This window comes from Winogradskyella sp. KYW1333 (assembly GCF_003335675.1).
Taxonomy (GTDB): Bacteria; Bacteroidota; Bacteroidia; order Flavobacteriales; family Flavobacteriaceae; genus Winogradskyella.
Map to the genome: position 1 here is coordinate 65,517 of NZ_QPHL01000009.1, position 15,476 is coordinate 80,992.

Annotated in this window: 19 protein-coding genes and 1 pseudogene; 10 read left to right on the plus strand and 10 right to left on the minus strand. The window is 33.0% G+C overall.

What is annotated here, in order from left to right:
* Window positions 1–4: 4 nt before the first annotated feature.
* A complete protein-coding gene (locus tag DUZ96_RS00975; protein ID WP_114299522.1) occupies window positions 5–400 on the minus strand; it encodes a hypothetical protein in 396 nt (131 codons plus the stop codon).
* A 120-nt stretch (window positions 401–520) separates the two neighbouring features.
* On the opposite strand from DUZ96_RS00975, the gene DUZ96_RS00980 reads away from it, so the two are divergent.
* A complete protein-coding gene (locus DUZ96_RS00980) occupies window positions 521–961 on the plus strand; it encodes an Lrp/AsnC family transcriptional regulator (RefSeq protein WP_409010755.1) in 441 nt (146 codons plus the stop codon).
* Window position 962: 1 nt separating this feature from the next.
* Here DUZ96_RS00980 and DUZ96_RS13020 read toward each other — a convergent pair.
* A pseudogene (locus DUZ96_RS13020) lies at window positions 963–1,151 on the minus strand (amidohydrolase); the annotation flags it as partial.
* Between the two features lie 165 nt (window positions 1,152–1,316).
* Here DUZ96_RS13020 and DUZ96_RS00990 point away from each other — a divergent pair.
* Window positions 1,317–1,913 (plus strand): DUF1684 domain-containing protein, encoded by a 597-nt coding sequence (locus DUZ96_RS00990; RefSeq protein WP_114299526.1) that lies wholly within the window; start codon window positions 1,317–1,319, stop codon window positions 1,911–1,913.
* Between the two features lie 7 nt (window positions 1,914–1,920).
* On the opposite strand, the gene crcB is transcribed toward DUZ96_RS00990, so the two are convergent.
* Both crcB and DUZ96_RS01000 read right to left on the minus strand, forming a co-directional pair.
* Entirely contained in the window at window positions 1,921–2,286 is a 366-nt protein-coding gene (gene crcB / locus DUZ96_RS00995) for a fluoride efflux transporter CrcB (protein ID WP_114299528.1), read from the minus strand.
* Entirely contained in the window at window positions 2,287–3,306 is a 1,020-nt protein-coding gene (locus DUZ96_RS01000; protein ID WP_114299530.1) for an SRPBCC family protein, read from the minus strand. It abuts the gene before it with no gap.
* A 94-nt stretch (window positions 3,307–3,400) separates the two neighbouring features.
* Here DUZ96_RS01000 and DUZ96_RS01005 point away from each other — a divergent pair, with 94 nt between their 5' ends.
* Window positions 3,401–5,428 carry a dipeptidyl-peptidase 3 family protein gene (locus tag DUZ96_RS01005; RefSeq protein ID WP_114299532.1) on the plus strand — a complete coding sequence of 676 codons (2,028 nt, stop codon included), beginning with the start codon at window positions 3,401–3,403 and terminating at the stop codon, window positions 5,426–5,428.
* 68 nt (window positions 5,429–5,496) lie between these two features.
* Here DUZ96_RS01005 and DUZ96_RS01010 read toward each other — a convergent pair whose 3' ends face one another.
* The gene (locus tag DUZ96_RS01010; protein ID WP_114299534.1) at window positions 5,497–5,682 is read right to left on the minus strand and encodes a hypothetical protein; all 186 of its coding nucleotides are present in this window, start codon (window positions 5,680–5,682) and stop codon (window positions 5,497–5,499) included.
* A gap of 52 nt (window positions 5,683–5,734) precedes the next feature.
* Between DUZ96_RS01010 and DUZ96_RS01015 the strand changes: the two genes are divergently transcribed.
* Window positions 5,735–6,121 carry a nucleoside triphosphate pyrophosphohydrolase family protein gene (locus DUZ96_RS01015; protein WP_114299536.1) on the plus strand — a complete coding sequence of 129 codons (387 nt, stop codon included), beginning with the start codon at window positions 5,735–5,737 and terminating at the stop codon, window positions 6,119–6,121.
* Between the two features lie 8 nt (window positions 6,122–6,129).
* Here the strand turns inward: DUZ96_RS01015 and DUZ96_RS01020 are convergent, their stop codons facing one another.
* Window positions 6,130–7,200: a branched-chain amino acid aminotransferase gene (locus tag DUZ96_RS01020; protein WP_114299538.1), complete on the minus strand. Its 1,071-nt coding sequence runs from the start codon at window positions 7,198–7,200 to the stop codon at window positions 6,130–6,132.
* 117 nt (window positions 7,201–7,317) lie between these two features.
* Between DUZ96_RS01020 and DUZ96_RS01025 the strand changes: the two genes are divergently transcribed.
* The 4 genes from DUZ96_RS01025 (at window position 7,318) to DUZ96_RS01040 (ending at window position 9,941) form a co-directional block, all read left to right on the plus strand.
* Window positions 7,318–7,821, plus strand: coding sequence for a DUF4920 domain-containing protein (locus DUZ96_RS01025; RefSeq protein WP_114299540.1), 504 nt, complete (start codon window positions 7,318–7,320; stop codon window positions 7,819–7,821).
* Window positions 7,822–7,888: 67 nt separating this feature from the next.
* A complete protein-coding gene (locus tag DUZ96_RS01030) occupies window positions 7,889–8,257 on the plus strand; it encodes a hypothetical protein (RefSeq protein WP_147267042.1) in 369 nt (122 codons plus the stop codon).
* A gap of 2 nt (window positions 8,258–8,259) precedes the next feature.
* A complete protein-coding gene (gene mnmD, locus DUZ96_RS01035) occupies window positions 8,260–8,943 on the plus strand; it encodes a tRNA (5-methylaminomethyl-2-thiouridine)(34)-methyltransferase MnmD (RefSeq protein ID WP_114299544.1) in 684 nt (227 codons plus the stop codon).
* A 92-nt stretch (window positions 8,944–9,035) separates the two neighbouring features.
* Window positions 9,036–9,941 (plus strand): TIGR01777 family oxidoreductase, encoded by a 906-nt coding sequence (locus DUZ96_RS01040; protein ID WP_114299546.1) that lies wholly within the window; start codon window positions 9,036–9,038, stop codon window positions 9,939–9,941.
* Window positions 9,942–10,144: 203 nt separating this feature from the next.
* Here the strand turns inward: DUZ96_RS01040 and DUZ96_RS01045 are convergent, their stop codons facing one another.
* From DUZ96_RS01045 to DUZ96_RS01065, 4 genes are all read right to left on the minus strand, one after another.
* Window positions 10,145–10,939 (minus strand): DUF3050 domain-containing protein, encoded by a 795-nt coding sequence (locus DUZ96_RS01045; protein ID WP_114299548.1) that lies wholly within the window; start codon window positions 10,937–10,939, stop codon window positions 10,145–10,147.
* Window positions 10,940–11,302: 363 nt separating this feature from the next.
* The gene (locus DUZ96_RS01055; RefSeq protein ID WP_114299552.1) at window positions 11,303–11,950 is read right to left on the minus strand and encodes a hypothetical protein; all 648 of its coding nucleotides are present in this window, start codon (window positions 11,948–11,950) and stop codon (window positions 11,303–11,305) included.
* A gap of 131 nt (window positions 11,951–12,081) precedes the next feature.
* Window positions 12,082–12,624, minus strand: a complete 543-nt coding sequence (locus tag DUZ96_RS01060) for a DUF7010 family protein (protein ID WP_114299554.1) — start codon at window positions 12,622–12,624, stop codon at window positions 12,082–12,084.
* A gap of 254 nt (window positions 12,625–12,878) precedes the next feature.
* Window positions 12,879–13,535, minus strand: a complete 657-nt coding sequence (locus DUZ96_RS01065) for a YceI family protein (protein ID WP_114299556.1) — start codon at window positions 13,533–13,535, stop codon at window positions 12,879–12,881.
* A 153-nt stretch (window positions 13,536–13,688) separates the two neighbouring features.
* Here DUZ96_RS01065 and DUZ96_RS01070 point away from each other — a divergent pair, with 153 nt between their 5' ends.
* Window positions 13,689–14,246: a nucleotide exchange factor GrpE gene (locus tag DUZ96_RS01070; RefSeq protein ID WP_114299558.1), complete on the plus strand. Its 558-nt coding sequence runs from the start codon at window positions 13,689–13,691 to the stop codon at window positions 14,244–14,246.
* A 62-nt stretch (window positions 14,247–14,308) separates the two neighbouring features.
* A complete protein-coding gene (dnaJ, locus tag DUZ96_RS01075) occupies window positions 14,309–15,421 on the plus strand; it encodes a molecular chaperone DnaJ (protein ID WP_114299560.1) in 1,113 nt (370 codons plus the stop codon).
* Window positions 15,422–15,476: the final 55 nt, after the last annotated feature.

The following is a 15,476-nucleotide window of genomic DNA, read 5'->3' on the forward strand; positions in this document are numbered from 1 at the left end:
TAAATTATAAAGTCAGCATCCAACTACGTTGTAACTTTCTGAATTTTTTAAGTTCTCCACGCAAGATTGGTAAATAGTCCCTACCATTACTTTTAGAACTTTCTAATCGCTTACAATTACTGTACAACTTATAAGTCAATTTATCCAAACTTTCTAAGTGTTTATGTTTTTTATCAGAATGACGCTCACGTTCTGCATTTATAATTTCCGGAGCAAGACTAGACGATTGCTGTACAATATCTCCAGAAAAATAAATATTAGAATCTTCAGTACCATCAGCGTTTAAATACGATAAATCATGGTTTATATATGTAGAAATGCTACGAGATAGCATGATAATATCCATAGCCTTTCTATAGATAGGCAAATCAGATAAATGGGATGGTAGGTTGTAATTCATTTGTAATAGCAATTATCACGAAATTACGGACTAATAATAATAGTTTAATTTAAATTTTAAATTTAAAGTGTATTTTTACTTTAAAAAATATATTAATATTTCATAAATATTTAAATAATTATGGATACTGTTAATTCAATGATATTAAAGTGCCTTCAAGAAAATGCAAGAATGTCAAATTCTGAAATTGGTAGAAGAGTAGGTATGTCTTCACCTGCTGTAAGTGAACGTATAAAAAAAATGGAAGATGCAGAAATAATTGAAGGGTATAAAACATTTGTATCTCCGTTTAAATCAGGCTATCAACTTAAGGCTTTAATAACTCTTAGAGCTTTTATGGGAATGCTAAAGCCTTTTTTAGAAAAGGTTAAAACATACGATGAAGTAGTTAACTGTTACAGGATTACCGGTAATGAAAATATTGTGATGGAAGTAGTGTTAAAAAATCAAGAACACCTTGAGTCCTTTATTGATCAACTTATTATTTACGGTGAAACTAAAACACAGATCGTGCTATCTCATGTAGTTAAGCACAGTGAGATTAAACCAATAATATCGTAAATTAATTTTTTACTCCTGGTTGTTTTAAGTACCAGTTTGTTTTCGCTTTTTCCGCATCAACCATCTCTTTTGCCTCTTTAAGAAGTTCTTTTGCATCATAAATGATGCCGTCTTTAATGGTATATTTTATGCCACCAACTCGAACTACTTCATTATCTTGAGTTAGCTTGATAGCGCCTGTGCCATATCTCTTTTGGTAATCCTTTAAAAGATTGGATATAATTTAGATAGAGATTTTTCATCTAGTTTGTTATTATAAAAATAAAAGGTCCGACGATTTTGATTTATTGTTAGAATTAACACTACAATAAAAATTGATAATTTGTATTTTTGACTCATAGAATTTATGCTTTCAATGAAATACATATTTCTTTCAATTGGTGTTTTTATAGTATTTGGTTGTTCTGAAAAAAAGCAGAGTCTTAAAGGTGAAACAGAATGGCAAAGAGAAAAGAATGCGATTTATAAAGATGCATCTGTATCACCGCTAAAACCAGATGATTTAAAAAATTTTAAAGGGTTAGATTTTTTTAAGGAGGATTCTCTATTTGTGGTTAGTGCGTATCTTGAACGAACTCCAGATTCAGAATGGTTTAACATGAAAACTACTGATGATCGTTTATCAAAGGAGCGCGTTTATGGGATTTTAAAATTTCAAATAAAGGACAATCCTTATCAATTAAACATTTATCAAGGTGAAGAAAACATGCAAACAAAAGGCTATGAGGATTATTTGTTCCTACCATTTTTAGATAATACCAATGGTGTTACTTCATATGGAGGTGGACGATATATTGATCTTAGAATTCCTAAAGGTGATACTATTGTAATTAACTTTAATAAGGCTTATAACCCACTTTGTGTATACAATGAGAAGTATTCTTGCCCTATAGTTCCGAGAATAAATTATTTAAATATTGAAATTGAGGCAGGAATGAAAAAGTTTAAATAGTCTTAATTTATTTCACAAGAAAAATACCTAAGAACACTGCTAGAAATCCTATAATAAAGCTTCCAATAGTATATAAAGCAAAACTGGTAAAATCTCCTGATTTTAGAAACACATGGTTTTCGTAGGCAAAGGTTGAAAAGGTCGTAAATCCACCACAAAATCCTGTTGCTAATAGAAGTGTCTGACTTTGAGTAAGGCTATTATTTTTGCTTGCTAGTCCTAATATCACACCAATTAATAAACTACCCAAAATGTTTGCCATAAAAGTACCGTATGGTACACCATCACTTGAACTGTTGAGCCATTTGCCAATTAAATATCTTAAGACACTTCCAATGCCTCCACCAAAAAAAACTAGTAATATATGTTTCATTTATTCTTCTAGTGGAATATAGATTTCTGTTTTCCAATCCGCTGGGTTAGGAAAATTACCAGGATCGGTTACATATATTTCGAACGGTTTCAATTCGGATTGAACTAAATTATTTTCCTTTATATGATCCATAGTAGCTTCCCAAGCTTTAGAAAGATAGTTATAATTACCCAAAAGTGTTGTCTTTAGCACTTTAGTTTTTGGAATATATCCAATTGAAATATCAGATCCATCAGGTATGGAATGTCTTTCATTGACTGGTAGGCCATTGCTCATAATTACATTGTTCTCTTCCATTGTGTTATAGACTGTCATTGGCATTCCATAAGGTACAATACCATTACTTCCCATAAATTGCATTACAGCACCAAAGTTTTCTCCCATTTTGGCACTGATATTTGTAGATTTTGCATTCGTAGTTTTAAACAAGTAGAAGCTTCCGCCATATTCAGAAATACCGTTGATTTCAATATTGTAGCGCGCCATATCTTCAGTTATTAAACTATCCAATTTAAATAAACCACGTTCAAAATTTGGCCCTGTTTCAGTTTCAATAGAACCCATAATTGTAGTAAACAGCTTAGAAACAAAATCTTGTTTGCCCTCCATGGCCCAAGTTACTGTAGTACCTTCATCACTTGGTTCAAATGTCCAATTAATATCGGAATGTGCCTCAAATGGTGCTGTAAATTCTATTAATTGTTTAATTGACTTATTTACTTCTGTGCTTTTCGTAGTCATTTTACCTTCTCCGAGGATTTCACCTTTCCAGGAGTAAAAGGCACCTTCACCAATTGTTTTATCGCTATATGTTAAGCTAGCTTCAGGTTCTTGTTCAATCCAGGGTGAAAATGAAGGCCATTCTTTATAGTCATTTACTTTTTGATACAATAAGGATGCCGGTGCATTTATAGTTCTGCTTCTATCAAAACTAAATTCATTTGGCTGAACAGCTACGTAAATTGAAAATCCGATAATAAATACAAGTAGCAATAATAAGATGTACTTAAAAGCTTTCATTGATTGATATAGTTTAGTTGTTTCTCAAAGATAGTAATTTTATGATATGTCATTTAAGTATTACCTTTGCAGGAAACCTAAAATCAACTAACTCATGAAAATTAAATCAATATTAAAATATTGTCTTTTAGCACTAGTTATAGTTGCGTGTAAGGACGATACAAAAGAATCAACTTTTAAAGAAACCGATACAAAATTTGATTATAATGTAGAGCAATTTGCTGATATTAAAATTCTACGTTATAAAATCCCTGGATGGCAAAATCTTACGTTGAAGGAACAAAAATTAGTATACTATTTAACTGAGGCAGGTCTTGCAGGTAGAGACATTATGTGGGATCAAAATTACAGACATAATCTTAAGATTAGACGTGCATTAGAAAATGTATATAAGGAGTATACTGGTGATAAAACAACTGATGACTGGAAAAATTTTGAGATTTACCTGAAGCGTGTTTGGTTTAGTAATGGAATTCACCATCATTATTCAAATGATAAGTTAAAACCAGATTTTTCAAAAGAATATTTAAATGAACTATTTCTTGCAACTAATACAAAACTAGAAGGAGAAGCTCTCGATGTGATTTTCAATGATAAAGATTCTAAAAAAGTTAATCAGTCAAAAGGCGTTGATAACGTAGCTCTTTCTGCAGTCAATTTTTATGGTCCTGATGTAACAAACGAAGATGTCATTAATTTCTATAAGGCAAAGACATCAACTAATCCAAACAGACCATTATCATATGGTTTAAATTCTCAATTAGTTAAGGAAGATGGAGTGCTAAAGGAGCGAGTATATAAATCTGAAGGCCTTTATGGGCAGGCAATTGACAAAATTATTGAATGGTTAGGTAAAGCTCGAGAGGTAGCAGAAAATGAGGCACAAGGAAATGCCATAGATTTACTTATAAAGTATTATATGACAGGAGATCTTCAAACTTGGGATGATTATAATGTTGCTTGGACGGCTGCAACCGATGGTAATGTAGATTACATTAATAGTTTCATTGAGGTATATAATGATCCATTAGGATATCGCGGTTCTTATGAAACTATAGTGCAAATTAATGACTTCGATATGTCACAAAAAATGGCGGTTTTATCAGAAAATGCGCAATGGTTTGAAGATAATTCACCATTAATAGATGATCATAAAAAGAAAAATGTTGTTGGTGTAACATATAAGGTAGTTACTGTGGCTGGAGAAGCGGGAGATGCATCTCCTAGTACACCAATAGGTGTTAATCTACCTAATGCGAATTGGATTAGAAAGGAAGTTGGCAGTAAATCTGTTTCATTAGGTAACATTATTGACGCATATAATAATTCAGGAAGTTCAGGACGTTTAAAAGAGTTTGTTCATGATGAGGAAGAATTAAAATTAGAAGAAGCTCACGGGCAACTGGCAGACAAACTACACACTGCATTGCATGAAGTAATTGGACATGCCTCGGGACAATTAAACCCAGGTGTTGGTGAAACAAAAGAGACTCTAAAAAATTATGCTTCTACATTAGAAGAGGGTAGAGCCGACTTAGTTGGTTTATATTACTTATATGATTCTAAATTAGAAGAATTAGGTCTTGTTGAAAATTGGAAAGAAGTTGGTATGGCAGCTTTTGACGGTTATATCAGAAATGGCTTAATGACACAACTTATTAGATTAAACCTTGGTGATGATGTTGAAGAGGCTCATATGAGAAATAGACAATGGGTATCTGCTTGGGTTTATGAACAAGGTAAAAAAGAAAATATCATTGAAAAGGTAACAAGAGATGGAAAGACCTATTACAATATTAATGATTATGATAAGTTACATGAATTATTTGGCCAGTTATTAAGAGAAACACAGCGTATTAAATCTGAGGGTGATTACGAAGCCTGTGAAGCATTAGTTGAAGGCTATGGCGTTAAAGTAGATCGAGACATACATGCTGAGGTGCTTGAGCGAAATAAGCAATTTACATCTGCACCATATAGTGGATTTGTAAATCCGGTTCTAGTACCTGAAACCAACGATGCAGGCGAGATTACTGCTATAAAAGTAATTCAACCAAAAGGGTTCCCAGAACAAATGTTAGAATACAGCAAGACATACAATCATTTACCAGATGTGAATTAATGATTCAATTCTTATAAAAAAAGCAGTTGTGAAAACAACTGCTTTTTTTATATCTAATTATTTCTATACTACATAAACATAAACTTTACTGTAGCGATAAGAGCGATAAAGCCAATAAAGGCTATTAAGATCCAAACAGTACCTTTATAGTATCTTTTATGAAGTGGTAAATCCTTGCGATACTGGTAAGCGATAACAATTACAAATACAATAAAAAATAATATTCCAAAAATCAATTGACCAGTACTAAACATCTGCTTATTTTTATGCAAAAATAATAATTACTGAATTTATAAACTAGTGACAATGCAAGATAAAATCAATGCTGTTAAAGCCTTTCATACGGCCTTTAAAATTGGCCATAGAGAAACACCTAAAGCTAACTTGGGAATAGAAAAAAATATGCTTCGTTATAAATTAATGCGTGAAGAGAATGAAGAGTATCTTGAAGCAGCTAATGACAATGATTTGGTTGAGGTTGCGGATGCTCTAGGTGATATGCTTTATATTTTGTGTGGTACCATTATAGAACATGGACTACAATATAAAATTGAAGAGGTCTTTGAAGAAATTCAGCGTAGCAATATGAGCAAACTTGGTGATAATGGAGAGCCTATTTACCGCGAGGATGGCAAAGTTTTAAAAGGCCCAAATTACTTCAAGCCACACATAAAAGAAATTTTAGACAGATAAAACTAGTCTTAACAAACCTTAATACGCCAACCAAATGGGTCTTCAGCTTTATTAGTCTGGATATCCGTAATTCGCTTCTTAAGTCTAGCTCCAAAGGTCTCTTCTAATTTAGGTAATACATAGTTTTTGCCTTTAAAACCAAAACCAGAAATTGGTGATACAACCGCGGCAGTACCAGCACCAAATAATTCCTTAAGGCTACCATTTTCAGAGGCCTCAATGAGTTCAGATACTTTTATCTTGCGTACCTCGGTTTTAATACCTTCATCTTCAGCAATTTTAAGGATGCTTTTTCTTGTAATACCATCTAATATTCTGTCGCTAGTTGGGACGGTTAATAAAGTATCCTTTATACGTACAAAAATATTCATAGCACCAGCTTCTTCAATATACTCATGCGTATTATCATCAGTCCAAATAACTTGCTGATATCCTTTTTCTTTAGCTAATTGAGTTGGATAGAACTGACCTGCATAATTACCACCTGCTTTTGCAAAACCAACACCGCCATTGGCAGATCGAGAATATTTTTCTTCTATCAATACTTTAACATCTCCTGAAAAATATGGACCAGATGGCGCAAATGCAATAACTAATTTGTAAGAATCTGCCGGAGAGGCATGGAATCCTTCACTTGTAGCAAACATAAAAGGTCTTATATAGAGTGCACTACCTTCAGAAGTTGGGATCCAATCCTTTTCAATTTTAAGCAATTCTTTTAAACCATTCATAAAATAGTCTTCTGGTATTTCTGGCATAGCAAGGCGCTTTGCAGAAATATTTAATCGCTTGCAATTATCAATTGGTCTGAAAAGGAATACACCACCATTCTCATCCTTGTAGGCTTTCATACCCTCAAAAATGGACTGGCCATAATGAAATATCTTTGAAGAAGGTTGTAATGTAATCGGTTGGTATGGCAAAATCTTAGGTGTTTGCCACTTACCATCCTCAAAATCGCATACAAACATGTGATCAGAAAATATTTTACCGAATGCTAAATTATTAAAATCAACACTATCGATTTTAGTTGTTTTAGCTCTTTCTAACTGTATTTCTTCAGAATATGTAATAGCCATAAAAACGTTCGATTTATGGTGCAAAAATACGCAATCAATACCTTTAAAAAAAGGTAATATATCCTTTAATTTCGTAAATTTGCCACGCGACAATAAATCAATAAAAATTTTTATAAAATGAAAAAATTAATCTGGATTTTCGTAATAGGTTTAATGATTGTTTCATGTAAAAATGAAACTAAGACTACAGAGAGCGAAGTAGAGGTTGTAAAAGATGAATTGGCATATGCTTCTTTCGGAATGGAAATTAATGATGTAGATGCACTATCTACTGAACGCATGATGGAACATTATAAAGGCTTAAAAGCAGGTGATACAGTAAATGCTAAAATGAAAGGGAAAATTGTTGAGGTATGTTCTAAAAAAGGATGTTGGATGACCTTAGATGCTGGTGGTGATAAAACTGTTATGGTAAAATTTAAAGACTATGGTTTTTTCATGCCATTAAATGCAGAAGGTGATGTGATTATAAATGGTAAAGCCTATGTTGCTGAAACTTCTGTTGATGAATTAAGACATTATGCTGAGGATGCGGGTAAGTCTAAAGAGAAGATTGAGGCTATTACAGAGCCTAAGTTAGAATATCATTTTGAAGCTGATGGTGTCCTTTTACAACAATAGATTTCTAGTTGTTTTTCTACTGGTTGTAATTCTTGCATCGAGTTGTAAAAACAAAGAAAAAGTTGAGGTGCAACCAAAAAAGGAAACTGTAGAATACGAAATTTATAGGCCTTCTGAAATGGCTAATTTCATGAATGCTATGTATGCCTATAATGTGCAGTTAAAGCAACAAATTATTAAAGGCAAAACACCAGTTGTTATGCCTTTAGATTTAATGAAACTGCATTCAGCAGAAATGAGCAACGGACATGGTCGAACACCAGTTTGGAATAGCTTTATCAATGTTTTTATTGAAGCTCAAAAATCTGTTGCAGACACCTTATCTAATGTAGAATTAAAGGAGCGTTTTAACCATGCCATTAATAATTGTTTGGCATGTCATAAAACAGAATGTATGGGACCGATACCTAAGATCAAAAAATTATTGATACAGTAGGTTTGAAAAGGAATATAATAACAACGGCAGACGGTTCTAAAACCATACAAATTGAAGATTGGAATGAACAATATCATTCCATTCATGGCGCGATAAACGAAGCAAACCATGTTTTTCTTAAACATGGTTTGCTTTTTTATTCTCAGAACAAACTCGAGGCTAAACCTATTTCAATATTAGAGATTGGGTTTGGTACAGGATTAAATTCATTTTTGACATTAATTGAAGGTGAAAAACAGAGCCTTAATATTGATTATGTTGGAGTAGAGGCTTATCCTGTTTTAGCGAAAGAGATTGAGCAACTCAATTACGGAGAATTGATTTCAAAGGATCATGCATCCATGTTTTTTGAGATGCATAATATAGAATGGGAAAAACCTACATATATTTCGCCAGATTTCAAATTAGAGAAGCAGCAAAAATTCTTTAAGGATATCAGCGATATTAGTAAATATAACATTGTTTATTTTGATGCCTTCGGTGCTCGTGTTCAACCAGATTTATGGTCCGAAGAAATCTTTGAAATAATGTACAAGGCACTAAAATTAAATGGTGTATTAGTTACCTACTCTGCAAAAGGTAGCGTTAGGCGAGCTATGCAAGCCGTTGGTTTTGAGGTTGAAAGATTGCCTGGACCTCCTGGTAAGAGGGAAATGCTGAGAGCAACGAAGCATTCAACGATATGAAATGAGTTAAATGTTAGAGCAATTAAACGTTAAATCCAATTTAAAGTCTGTTCTTGTAGGTTGAGCCTTTAGTATCTTTGTAAAAAAGTAGAATGACAGTCTTAATTACAGGCGCTACAGGTTTAATTGGTAGGGAGATTGTAAAACAATGTCATGATAAGGGATTTAATGTACATTATTTAACGACTTCAAAATCAAAGCTAGTAACTGAATCTAATTACAAAGGCTTTTTTTGGAATCCAAACAATAATGAAATTGACCACTCGTGCTTCGATGGTGTTTCAACCATCATAAATTTGGTGGGTGCATCTATTTCTAAACGATGGACAAAATCAAACAAAAAAGAAATCTTAGAAAGTCGCACCAAAACTGCTCAGTTGCTTCAAGATACTATAAGGTTGTATAATTATAATATAAAACATGTGGTCTCTGCAAGTGCAATTGGAATTTATCCTTCGAGTTTTACCAATTATTATGATGAAGCATACGACCAAAACTCAGATTCATTCTTAGGAATGGTTGTTGCACAATGGGAAGATGCAATAGACGGTTTTAAAGAGTTAGGTTGTAAGGTAGCCAAAATTAGAATTGGATTAGTTTTGGCTCGACAAGGTGGTGCTTTGCCTGAAATTATAAAACCAATTAAGTTTGGTGCAGGTGCAGCCTTTGGAAATGGTAAACAATGGCAAAGTTGGATACATGTTACAGATTTAGCGAATATTTTTCTTCATGTGGTAGCACATAAATTAGAAGGTGTTTATAATGGAGTTGCACCAAATGCAGTTACAAATTCCGAACTTACTAAGACCGTGGCAAAAGTATTGCACAGACCGCTGATAATGCCAAATATTCCAAAACCATTAATGAAGCTAATTCTTGGTGAGATGCATATGCTCCTTTTTGAAAGTCAACGTGTTAGTTCTGATAAAATTAAAGCAAAAGGCTTTTATTTTAAGTATGCTAATTTAAAACCTGCACTTATTGATATTTTATTATGACAATGTATTAAAACTAGTCTATCTGTTACCCTGCAACATAATCTCCCTAAAGAGAAATATGTTGTTTATATTATATAGGTTGATTTTATTACGCACAATAGTCTCGGCTATGAGTAGTTGCATGGGTTAGCACTTAACTTTACAAGTACACACCAAGTTGGAAATTCCAGCCTAATTTTCGTAAGTCGGCCGTGATCTAGTAATTAATTATACACGGTGTTATATGCTAGCTTTTTCTTTTGAATGATGTCATTGATTGCATCCCAAAGAGAAATTCTCTTTTCTAAAGATTGTTTTGCAACTACTAAAGCTTCCGCCCATTTTGTACTATCATTACCACATAATTCAGAAATCATTTCAAGGGATAACGGACCGTGTTCGTCCCCATCTAACTCGATGTGCCTTTGAAGATAGTAGGTTAGTTTGTTGTATTTTAAGTTTTCGGAATCAGCCTTTTTGATAATTTCAATGAACATATCGGGTATAAGGTCTTCACGTCCGAATGTAAATGCAGAAGCAACAAGGTAAGGTTTATTAGTGTTTATTACAGAAAAGGTGAATTTTACGAAGTCTTTCACTCTTTCGTCAATTGCAGTCTCATTTAAGGAATAGTTCAGAGGGTAACCTGCTTCCATCAACTTTATGAAACGATTAACTTCATTTGTGTCTGCATTGATTTGCTTCATAGCATCCAAATACATTTCAAAATGACTTTTTGGTTCCCCTAATTCATTGATATCACTTTCTTCTCCATGTACAATTTCATTTATGAATCTTGAAATAGTTGGGTTTTTCACAGGTGTCCAAGGAACTTCAACATTTGTCAACGCAATTTGAAGTGATTTTAATAATGACATAAAGTCCCAAACAGCATAGACGTGATTTTCCATAAATACCTTTATGTCTTCAATAGTATTTAAATTTTTATATAAAATGTGGTTTTGCAACTCCCTTTTTAAGTTTTGGACCTCTTTTTCTATATACGCTATCCTATGCATTCCGTTTAAATATATTTAATAAATTTTAAACAAAAATACAAACATCAATTAATAAATAGAATTACTCAATTGTTAAAATTTGTTTTGTCAACAATTCATTATGTTATGGATGAAACCAGATTTTTTATAGGCTTGCATATAACGGTCTCGGCTATGAGTAGTTGCGTGGTTTAGCACATAATTTTGCAAGTACACACCAAACTGAAAATCCGCAAGGATTTTTAGAAGTAGGCGAGAACAAGCAATTACTTACAGGCATTGTTAGGCACAGTTTTATTATTTCAGTAATTATTACATCTATTTTTTCTCTTTCTTTTTTTATTTTTTTTAAACCTTTTTGAGATGATTTAAATAGTACTATTCTTATTTGCTGTTAATTGCTGTGGTTAGGTTAGAGACTATAGATGTTGCATTACTGTAGAAATAAAAAAACCAGCTTACTATACCAAACATTTTTACACTATCTTCCATTAGGTATGGATTTAAATTTGGTGGGTGAATTACATCTAGAGAAATCGAGATGGCAAAGAAAATAAAGGACATTGCTAGAATGATGTAGTTTGTTTTTAATATTATTTGGTAATACCTTAAAAGAATAAAAAAAATTAAAATTCCATAAACCATAAAGACTCCTTTTTGCGGTATACCAAAAATGTATGGGAATACTGATTCGTGTAACAAAAACATATCATCTAAACAGAGTAGTAATGTCAAGAGTCCAAATAAAAACAGAAACTCTGTAAAAATTATATTGCCTCGACTTTTATGATTTATAAAGGAAGTAAACATACAAAGTGTTGCCGCTGCGATCCAGAAAAAAAATCCCACCTGAGAAAAAAACCCCACATATATCTCAACTCCAGCGGTAGTAGTTATATCTCTTGTCATGGAGCCTATAGGGATTCCTTTCCATTTATTAAGTAATAAAACACATCCAATAAAAAATGTTGAAATAATAAATATCCTTAAAAATGTTGTTTTGTTTGATTTTAATTGATTCCGTAAATTCATCTTTTATTAATTGGTAAGGTTTTTATATGGTTTGTTCAATAGAGCAATGTTTTTTCAAAATGTTTGCCAACGTTTTTGTATGGTGCGTATCCCGAAGGATATGCATTATACATCGTGTTGTGGTGTCGTTTTTATCCAGTTTTCTTCCTCTTTTTTAAAATTATTAATGTGATTATATAAATCAAAACGATTCCAAACGGAATGGCGGTAAATCTATATTCAGGCAGTATATACCAAAGAATAAGAACCAAAATTGTTCTTGTCAATGCGTGAAAAATGCCACTCCAATGTTTTATAATCCAAGAAAATGGTATCCACATTAATCCAGTTAAAATTCCTACTGTCATTGGTAAGGAAGAATAATCCACAAGAAAAAACGGAATAGCTATTGAATACACAAGAATGGCTTGTCCAGCAGTAAAGAGAAAAAGTGTATCAAATTCGTTTTTAGGCTTAGTTTTATCTAGAAAATTTTCACCTGTATATTTTGATAGGAATAATCCTAAATAAACTATACTTCCTGTTCCAATAAAAATTGACCATACCGATACAAAATCAGAGAAAAACACACCAGTAATTCCAATAATTGTCCAGACAATTAGTCCTGCTAAAGGGGTAGCGAGAAATTTTTGATTTGAAAATTCTATTCGTTGTTCTTCAAGCGTTCTTTTCATTTGTTTCGTTTTTTCTTAAATGCACCACAACGGCTAGACGGGTAAGGCGAGTTGCGCTATTTATTTATAAATATAAGCAATATAAGCCTTTAGACGTTATTCGCTTTACCCTATGTTAGTGGCAGTGCCTAACACTGTTTGTTTTTAATGATTATTAAGCTAAACTACCATAGCCTATTGCCGGCGAAATTGCTATGAAAGAGAAAAGCACTTACTTTTTGGTAAGTGCTTTTTGTATGACAATAGTTTTTTAATTAAGCTTTATTAGCAACTAAAGTTACCTTTAACTCAATGGCATCATTGATAAATTTATCACCTAAATTATCAAAGAAAGATTTAGAACCATATTGAACATTCCACTTAGAACGATCAATGGTAAATGTTTCACTTGTTAATTTCATTGTATCACCTTCTATAGATGTACTCACAGGAATACTAATATTATTAGTTTTTTCTTTCATGGTTAAGTTTCCTGAAAGCATTGTTTTTCCTTCAACTACAGAGATGCCTGTTACTTCAAATTTAGCAGTTGGGAATTTTTCAACATCAAAAAAGTCAGCGCTAGTAAGATGGCCTCTTAATTTAGCATTTCCTTCTTCCTCTACTGGTATATCGGTAACCACTATACTGCCCATTTCAATTGTAAAGTTTCCACTTTCAATATTACCTTCGTTTACACTTACAGAACCTTCAGAAATCGAAATTGTTCCTGTATGAGAGCCTGTTGGCTTAAACCCTTTCCATTCAATCATGGAGTTTTCAGTATTGGCATTAAAGGTTATAGCAGTTTGTTCTGCCACAGCAGCTTCTTCAGTAGCTTTTGTTTCAGCTTCTTTCGCTTTGTCATTACCACAACTAGTAAAACTAATTAATGCTAAAACCGCGAAAATTTTAATAAATGATGTTTTCATGTTAATGTTTTAGGTGTTTTATTTGAAATTACAAAGGTAGCTATATCTATACACTAAGAATTATAAAAAAATGTTAATGACATTTTGACATTATTATTAGAATGGCAGTACTTTTGCCACAACTAAATCGAAGATTTAAAAATTGAACTCAAAATGAGTAAAAAAGATAAGAATAAAAAAGCTAAAGAACCACAAATAGACGAAGCTGCAACTGCAACTGCAGAGACTGAAGTGAAAACCCAAGAAAAAGAAACTAAAACTCCAGAGGAACAATTGCAAGATCAATTGGCCGAAGAGAAGGATAAATTTATGCGTTTGTTCGCAGAGTTTGAAAACTATAAAAAGCGTACCAATAAAGAGCGTATAGAGTTATTTAAAACTGCAGGGCAAGATGTAATGACAGCTATGTTGCCGGTTTTAGATGATTTTGAGCGTGCCTTAATGCATATAGAAGAAGACAAAGAAGCTGAAGAGTTGAGAAAAGGAGTATTGCTTATTTACAATAAGTTGGTGACTACTTTAGAGCAAAAAGGTTTATCTAAAATTGAAGTTAAGCAAGGGGACACGTTTAATGCGGATGATCATGAGGCAGTGACACAAATTCCAGCTCCGAGTGATGATTTAAAAGGGAAAATTATCGATGTCATTGAACGTGGTTATAAGTTAGGTGACAAAGTAATTCGCTTCCCAAAAGTGGTTATAGGGCAATAAATTCAACATGTTTCCAAAAAATACGGGAATAAAAAACAACCCAATTATTTAGGGTAATTAGTATGAAAGAAGATTATTACGACATTTTAGGCATAAGCAAAGGTGCTTCTGAATCAGAAATAAAAAAAGCTTATCGTAAAATGGCTTTAAAATATCATCCAGATAAAAATCCGGACGATAAGGAAGCTGAAGAGAAGTTTAAGAAAGCAGCTGAGGCCTATGAGGTATTGAGTAACTCAGATAAAAAAGCACGTTACGATCAGTTTGGTCATCAGGCATTTGAAGGCGCAGGCGGCTTTGGTGGTGGCGGTATGAATATGGATGACATATTCAGTCAATTTGGCGATATATTTGGTGGTGCTTTCGGTGGCGGATTTAGTGGCTTTGGTGGCGGTGGAAGACAACGTGTGGTTAAAGGCAGTAATTTACGTATAAGAGTTAAACTTTCTTTGGAAGAGGTAGCAAATGGTGTTGAGAAGAAGATAAAAGTAAAGCGTAAAAAGCAGGCGCCTGGTACAACCTATAAAACTTGTGGAACATGTAACGGTACTGGCCAAGTAACAAGAGTCACCAATACTATTCTTGGGCGTATGCAAACAGCAAGTGCTTGTCAAACCTGTGGTGGTGCTGGTCAGGTGATAGATAAAAAGCCTGCAGATGCTGATGCACAAGGTTTAAAAGTTACTGAAGAAACAGTTTCTGTAAAAATTCCTACAGGTGTTGTAGATGGTATGCAACTTAAGGTTACCGGAAAAGGTAATGATGCACCTGGTAATGGAATTTCAGGTGATTTATTAGTTTTAATTCAAGAGGAAGATCATCCTACCTTGAAGCGTGAGGGTGATAATTTACATTACGATATGTATGTAAGTTTACCTGATGCTGTTTTGGGTACATCAAAGGAAATAGATACCGTTACAGGCAAGGTTAGAATAAAAATAGATGCAGGAGTTCAATCTGGAAAAATATTAAGGCTCAGAGGTAAGGGTATTCCAAGTATTAATGGTTATGGTAAAGGCGATTTATTGGTTCATATAAATGTTTGGACACCAAAGACTTTGAGTAAAAAACAAAAAGAATTTTTTGAAGAAATGAAGAATGATGAGCATTTTGAACCTAAACCAGAAAGTTCTGACAAATCTTTTTTTGAAAAGGTAAAAGATATGTTCTCGTAAAATTACCTTGTTTAATAAAAAATACTATCTTTGAATTATCGCTAATGCTAATTAG

What these genes read in the sequence shown, in the direction of transcription:
- DUZ96_RS00975 (WP_114299522.1), bottom strand. Translation starts at nt 400, where the DNA reads ATGAATTACAACCTACCATCCCATTTATCTGATTTGCCTATCTATAGA.
- DUZ96_RS00980 (WP_409010755.1), top strand. Translation starts at nt 521, where the DNA reads ATGGATACTGTTAATTCAATGATATTAAAGTGCCTTCAAGAAAATGCA.
- DUZ96_RS00990 (WP_114299526.1), top strand. Translation starts at nt 1,317, where the DNA reads ATGAAATACATATTTCTTTCAATTGGTGTTTTTATAGTATTTGGTTGT.
- crcB (WP_114299528.1), bottom strand. Translation starts at nt 2,286, where the DNA reads ATGAAACATATATTACTAGTTTTTTTTGGTGGAGGCATTGGAAGTGTC.
- DUZ96_RS01000 (WP_114299530.1), bottom strand. Translation starts at nt 3,306, where the DNA reads ATGAAAGCTTTTAAGTACATCTTATTATTGCTACTTGTATTTATTATC.
- DUZ96_RS01005 (WP_114299532.1), top strand. Translation starts at nt 3,401, where the DNA reads ATGAAAATTAAATCAATATTAAAATATTGTCTTTTAGCACTAGTTATA.
- DUZ96_RS01010 (WP_114299534.1), bottom strand. Translation starts at nt 5,682, where the DNA reads ATGTTTAGTACTGGTCAATTGATTTTTGGAATATTATTTTTTATTGTA.
- DUZ96_RS01015 (WP_114299536.1), top strand. Translation starts at nt 5,735, where the DNA reads ATGCAAGATAAAATCAATGCTGTTAAAGCCTTTCATACGGCCTTTAAA.
- DUZ96_RS01020 (WP_114299538.1), bottom strand. Translation starts at nt 7,200, where the DNA reads ATGGCTATTACATATTCTGAAGAAATACAGTTAGAAAGAGCTAAAACA.
- DUZ96_RS01025 (WP_114299540.1), top strand. Translation starts at nt 7,318, where the DNA reads ATGAAAAAATTAATCTGGATTTTCGTAATAGGTTTAATGATTGTTTCA.
- DUZ96_RS01040 (WP_114299546.1), top strand. Translation starts at nt 9,036, where the DNA reads ATGACAGTCTTAATTACAGGCGCTACAGGTTTAATTGGTAGGGAGATT.
- DUZ96_RS01045 (WP_114299548.1), bottom strand. Translation starts at nt 10,939, where the DNA reads ATGCATAGGATAGCGTATATAGAAAAAGAGGTCCAAAACTTAAAAAGG.
- DUZ96_RS01055 (WP_114299552.1), bottom strand. Translation starts at nt 11,950, where the DNA reads ATGAATTTACGGAATCAATTAAAATCAAACAAAACAACATTTTTAAGG.
- DUZ96_RS01060 (WP_114299554.1), bottom strand. Translation starts at nt 12,624, where the DNA reads ATGAAAAGAACGCTTGAAGAACAACGAATAGAATTTTCAAATCAAAAA.
- DUZ96_RS01065 (WP_114299556.1), bottom strand. Translation starts at nt 13,535, where the DNA reads ATGAAAACATCATTTATTAAAATTTTCGCGGTTTTAGCATTAATTAGT.
- DUZ96_RS01070 (WP_114299558.1), top strand. Translation starts at nt 13,689, where the DNA reads ATGAGTAAAAAAGATAAGAATAAAAAAGCTAAAGAACCACAAATAGAC.
- dnaJ (WP_114299560.1), top strand. Translation starts at nt 14,309, where the DNA reads ATGAAAGAAGATTATTACGACATTTTAGGCATAAGCAAAGGTGCTTCT.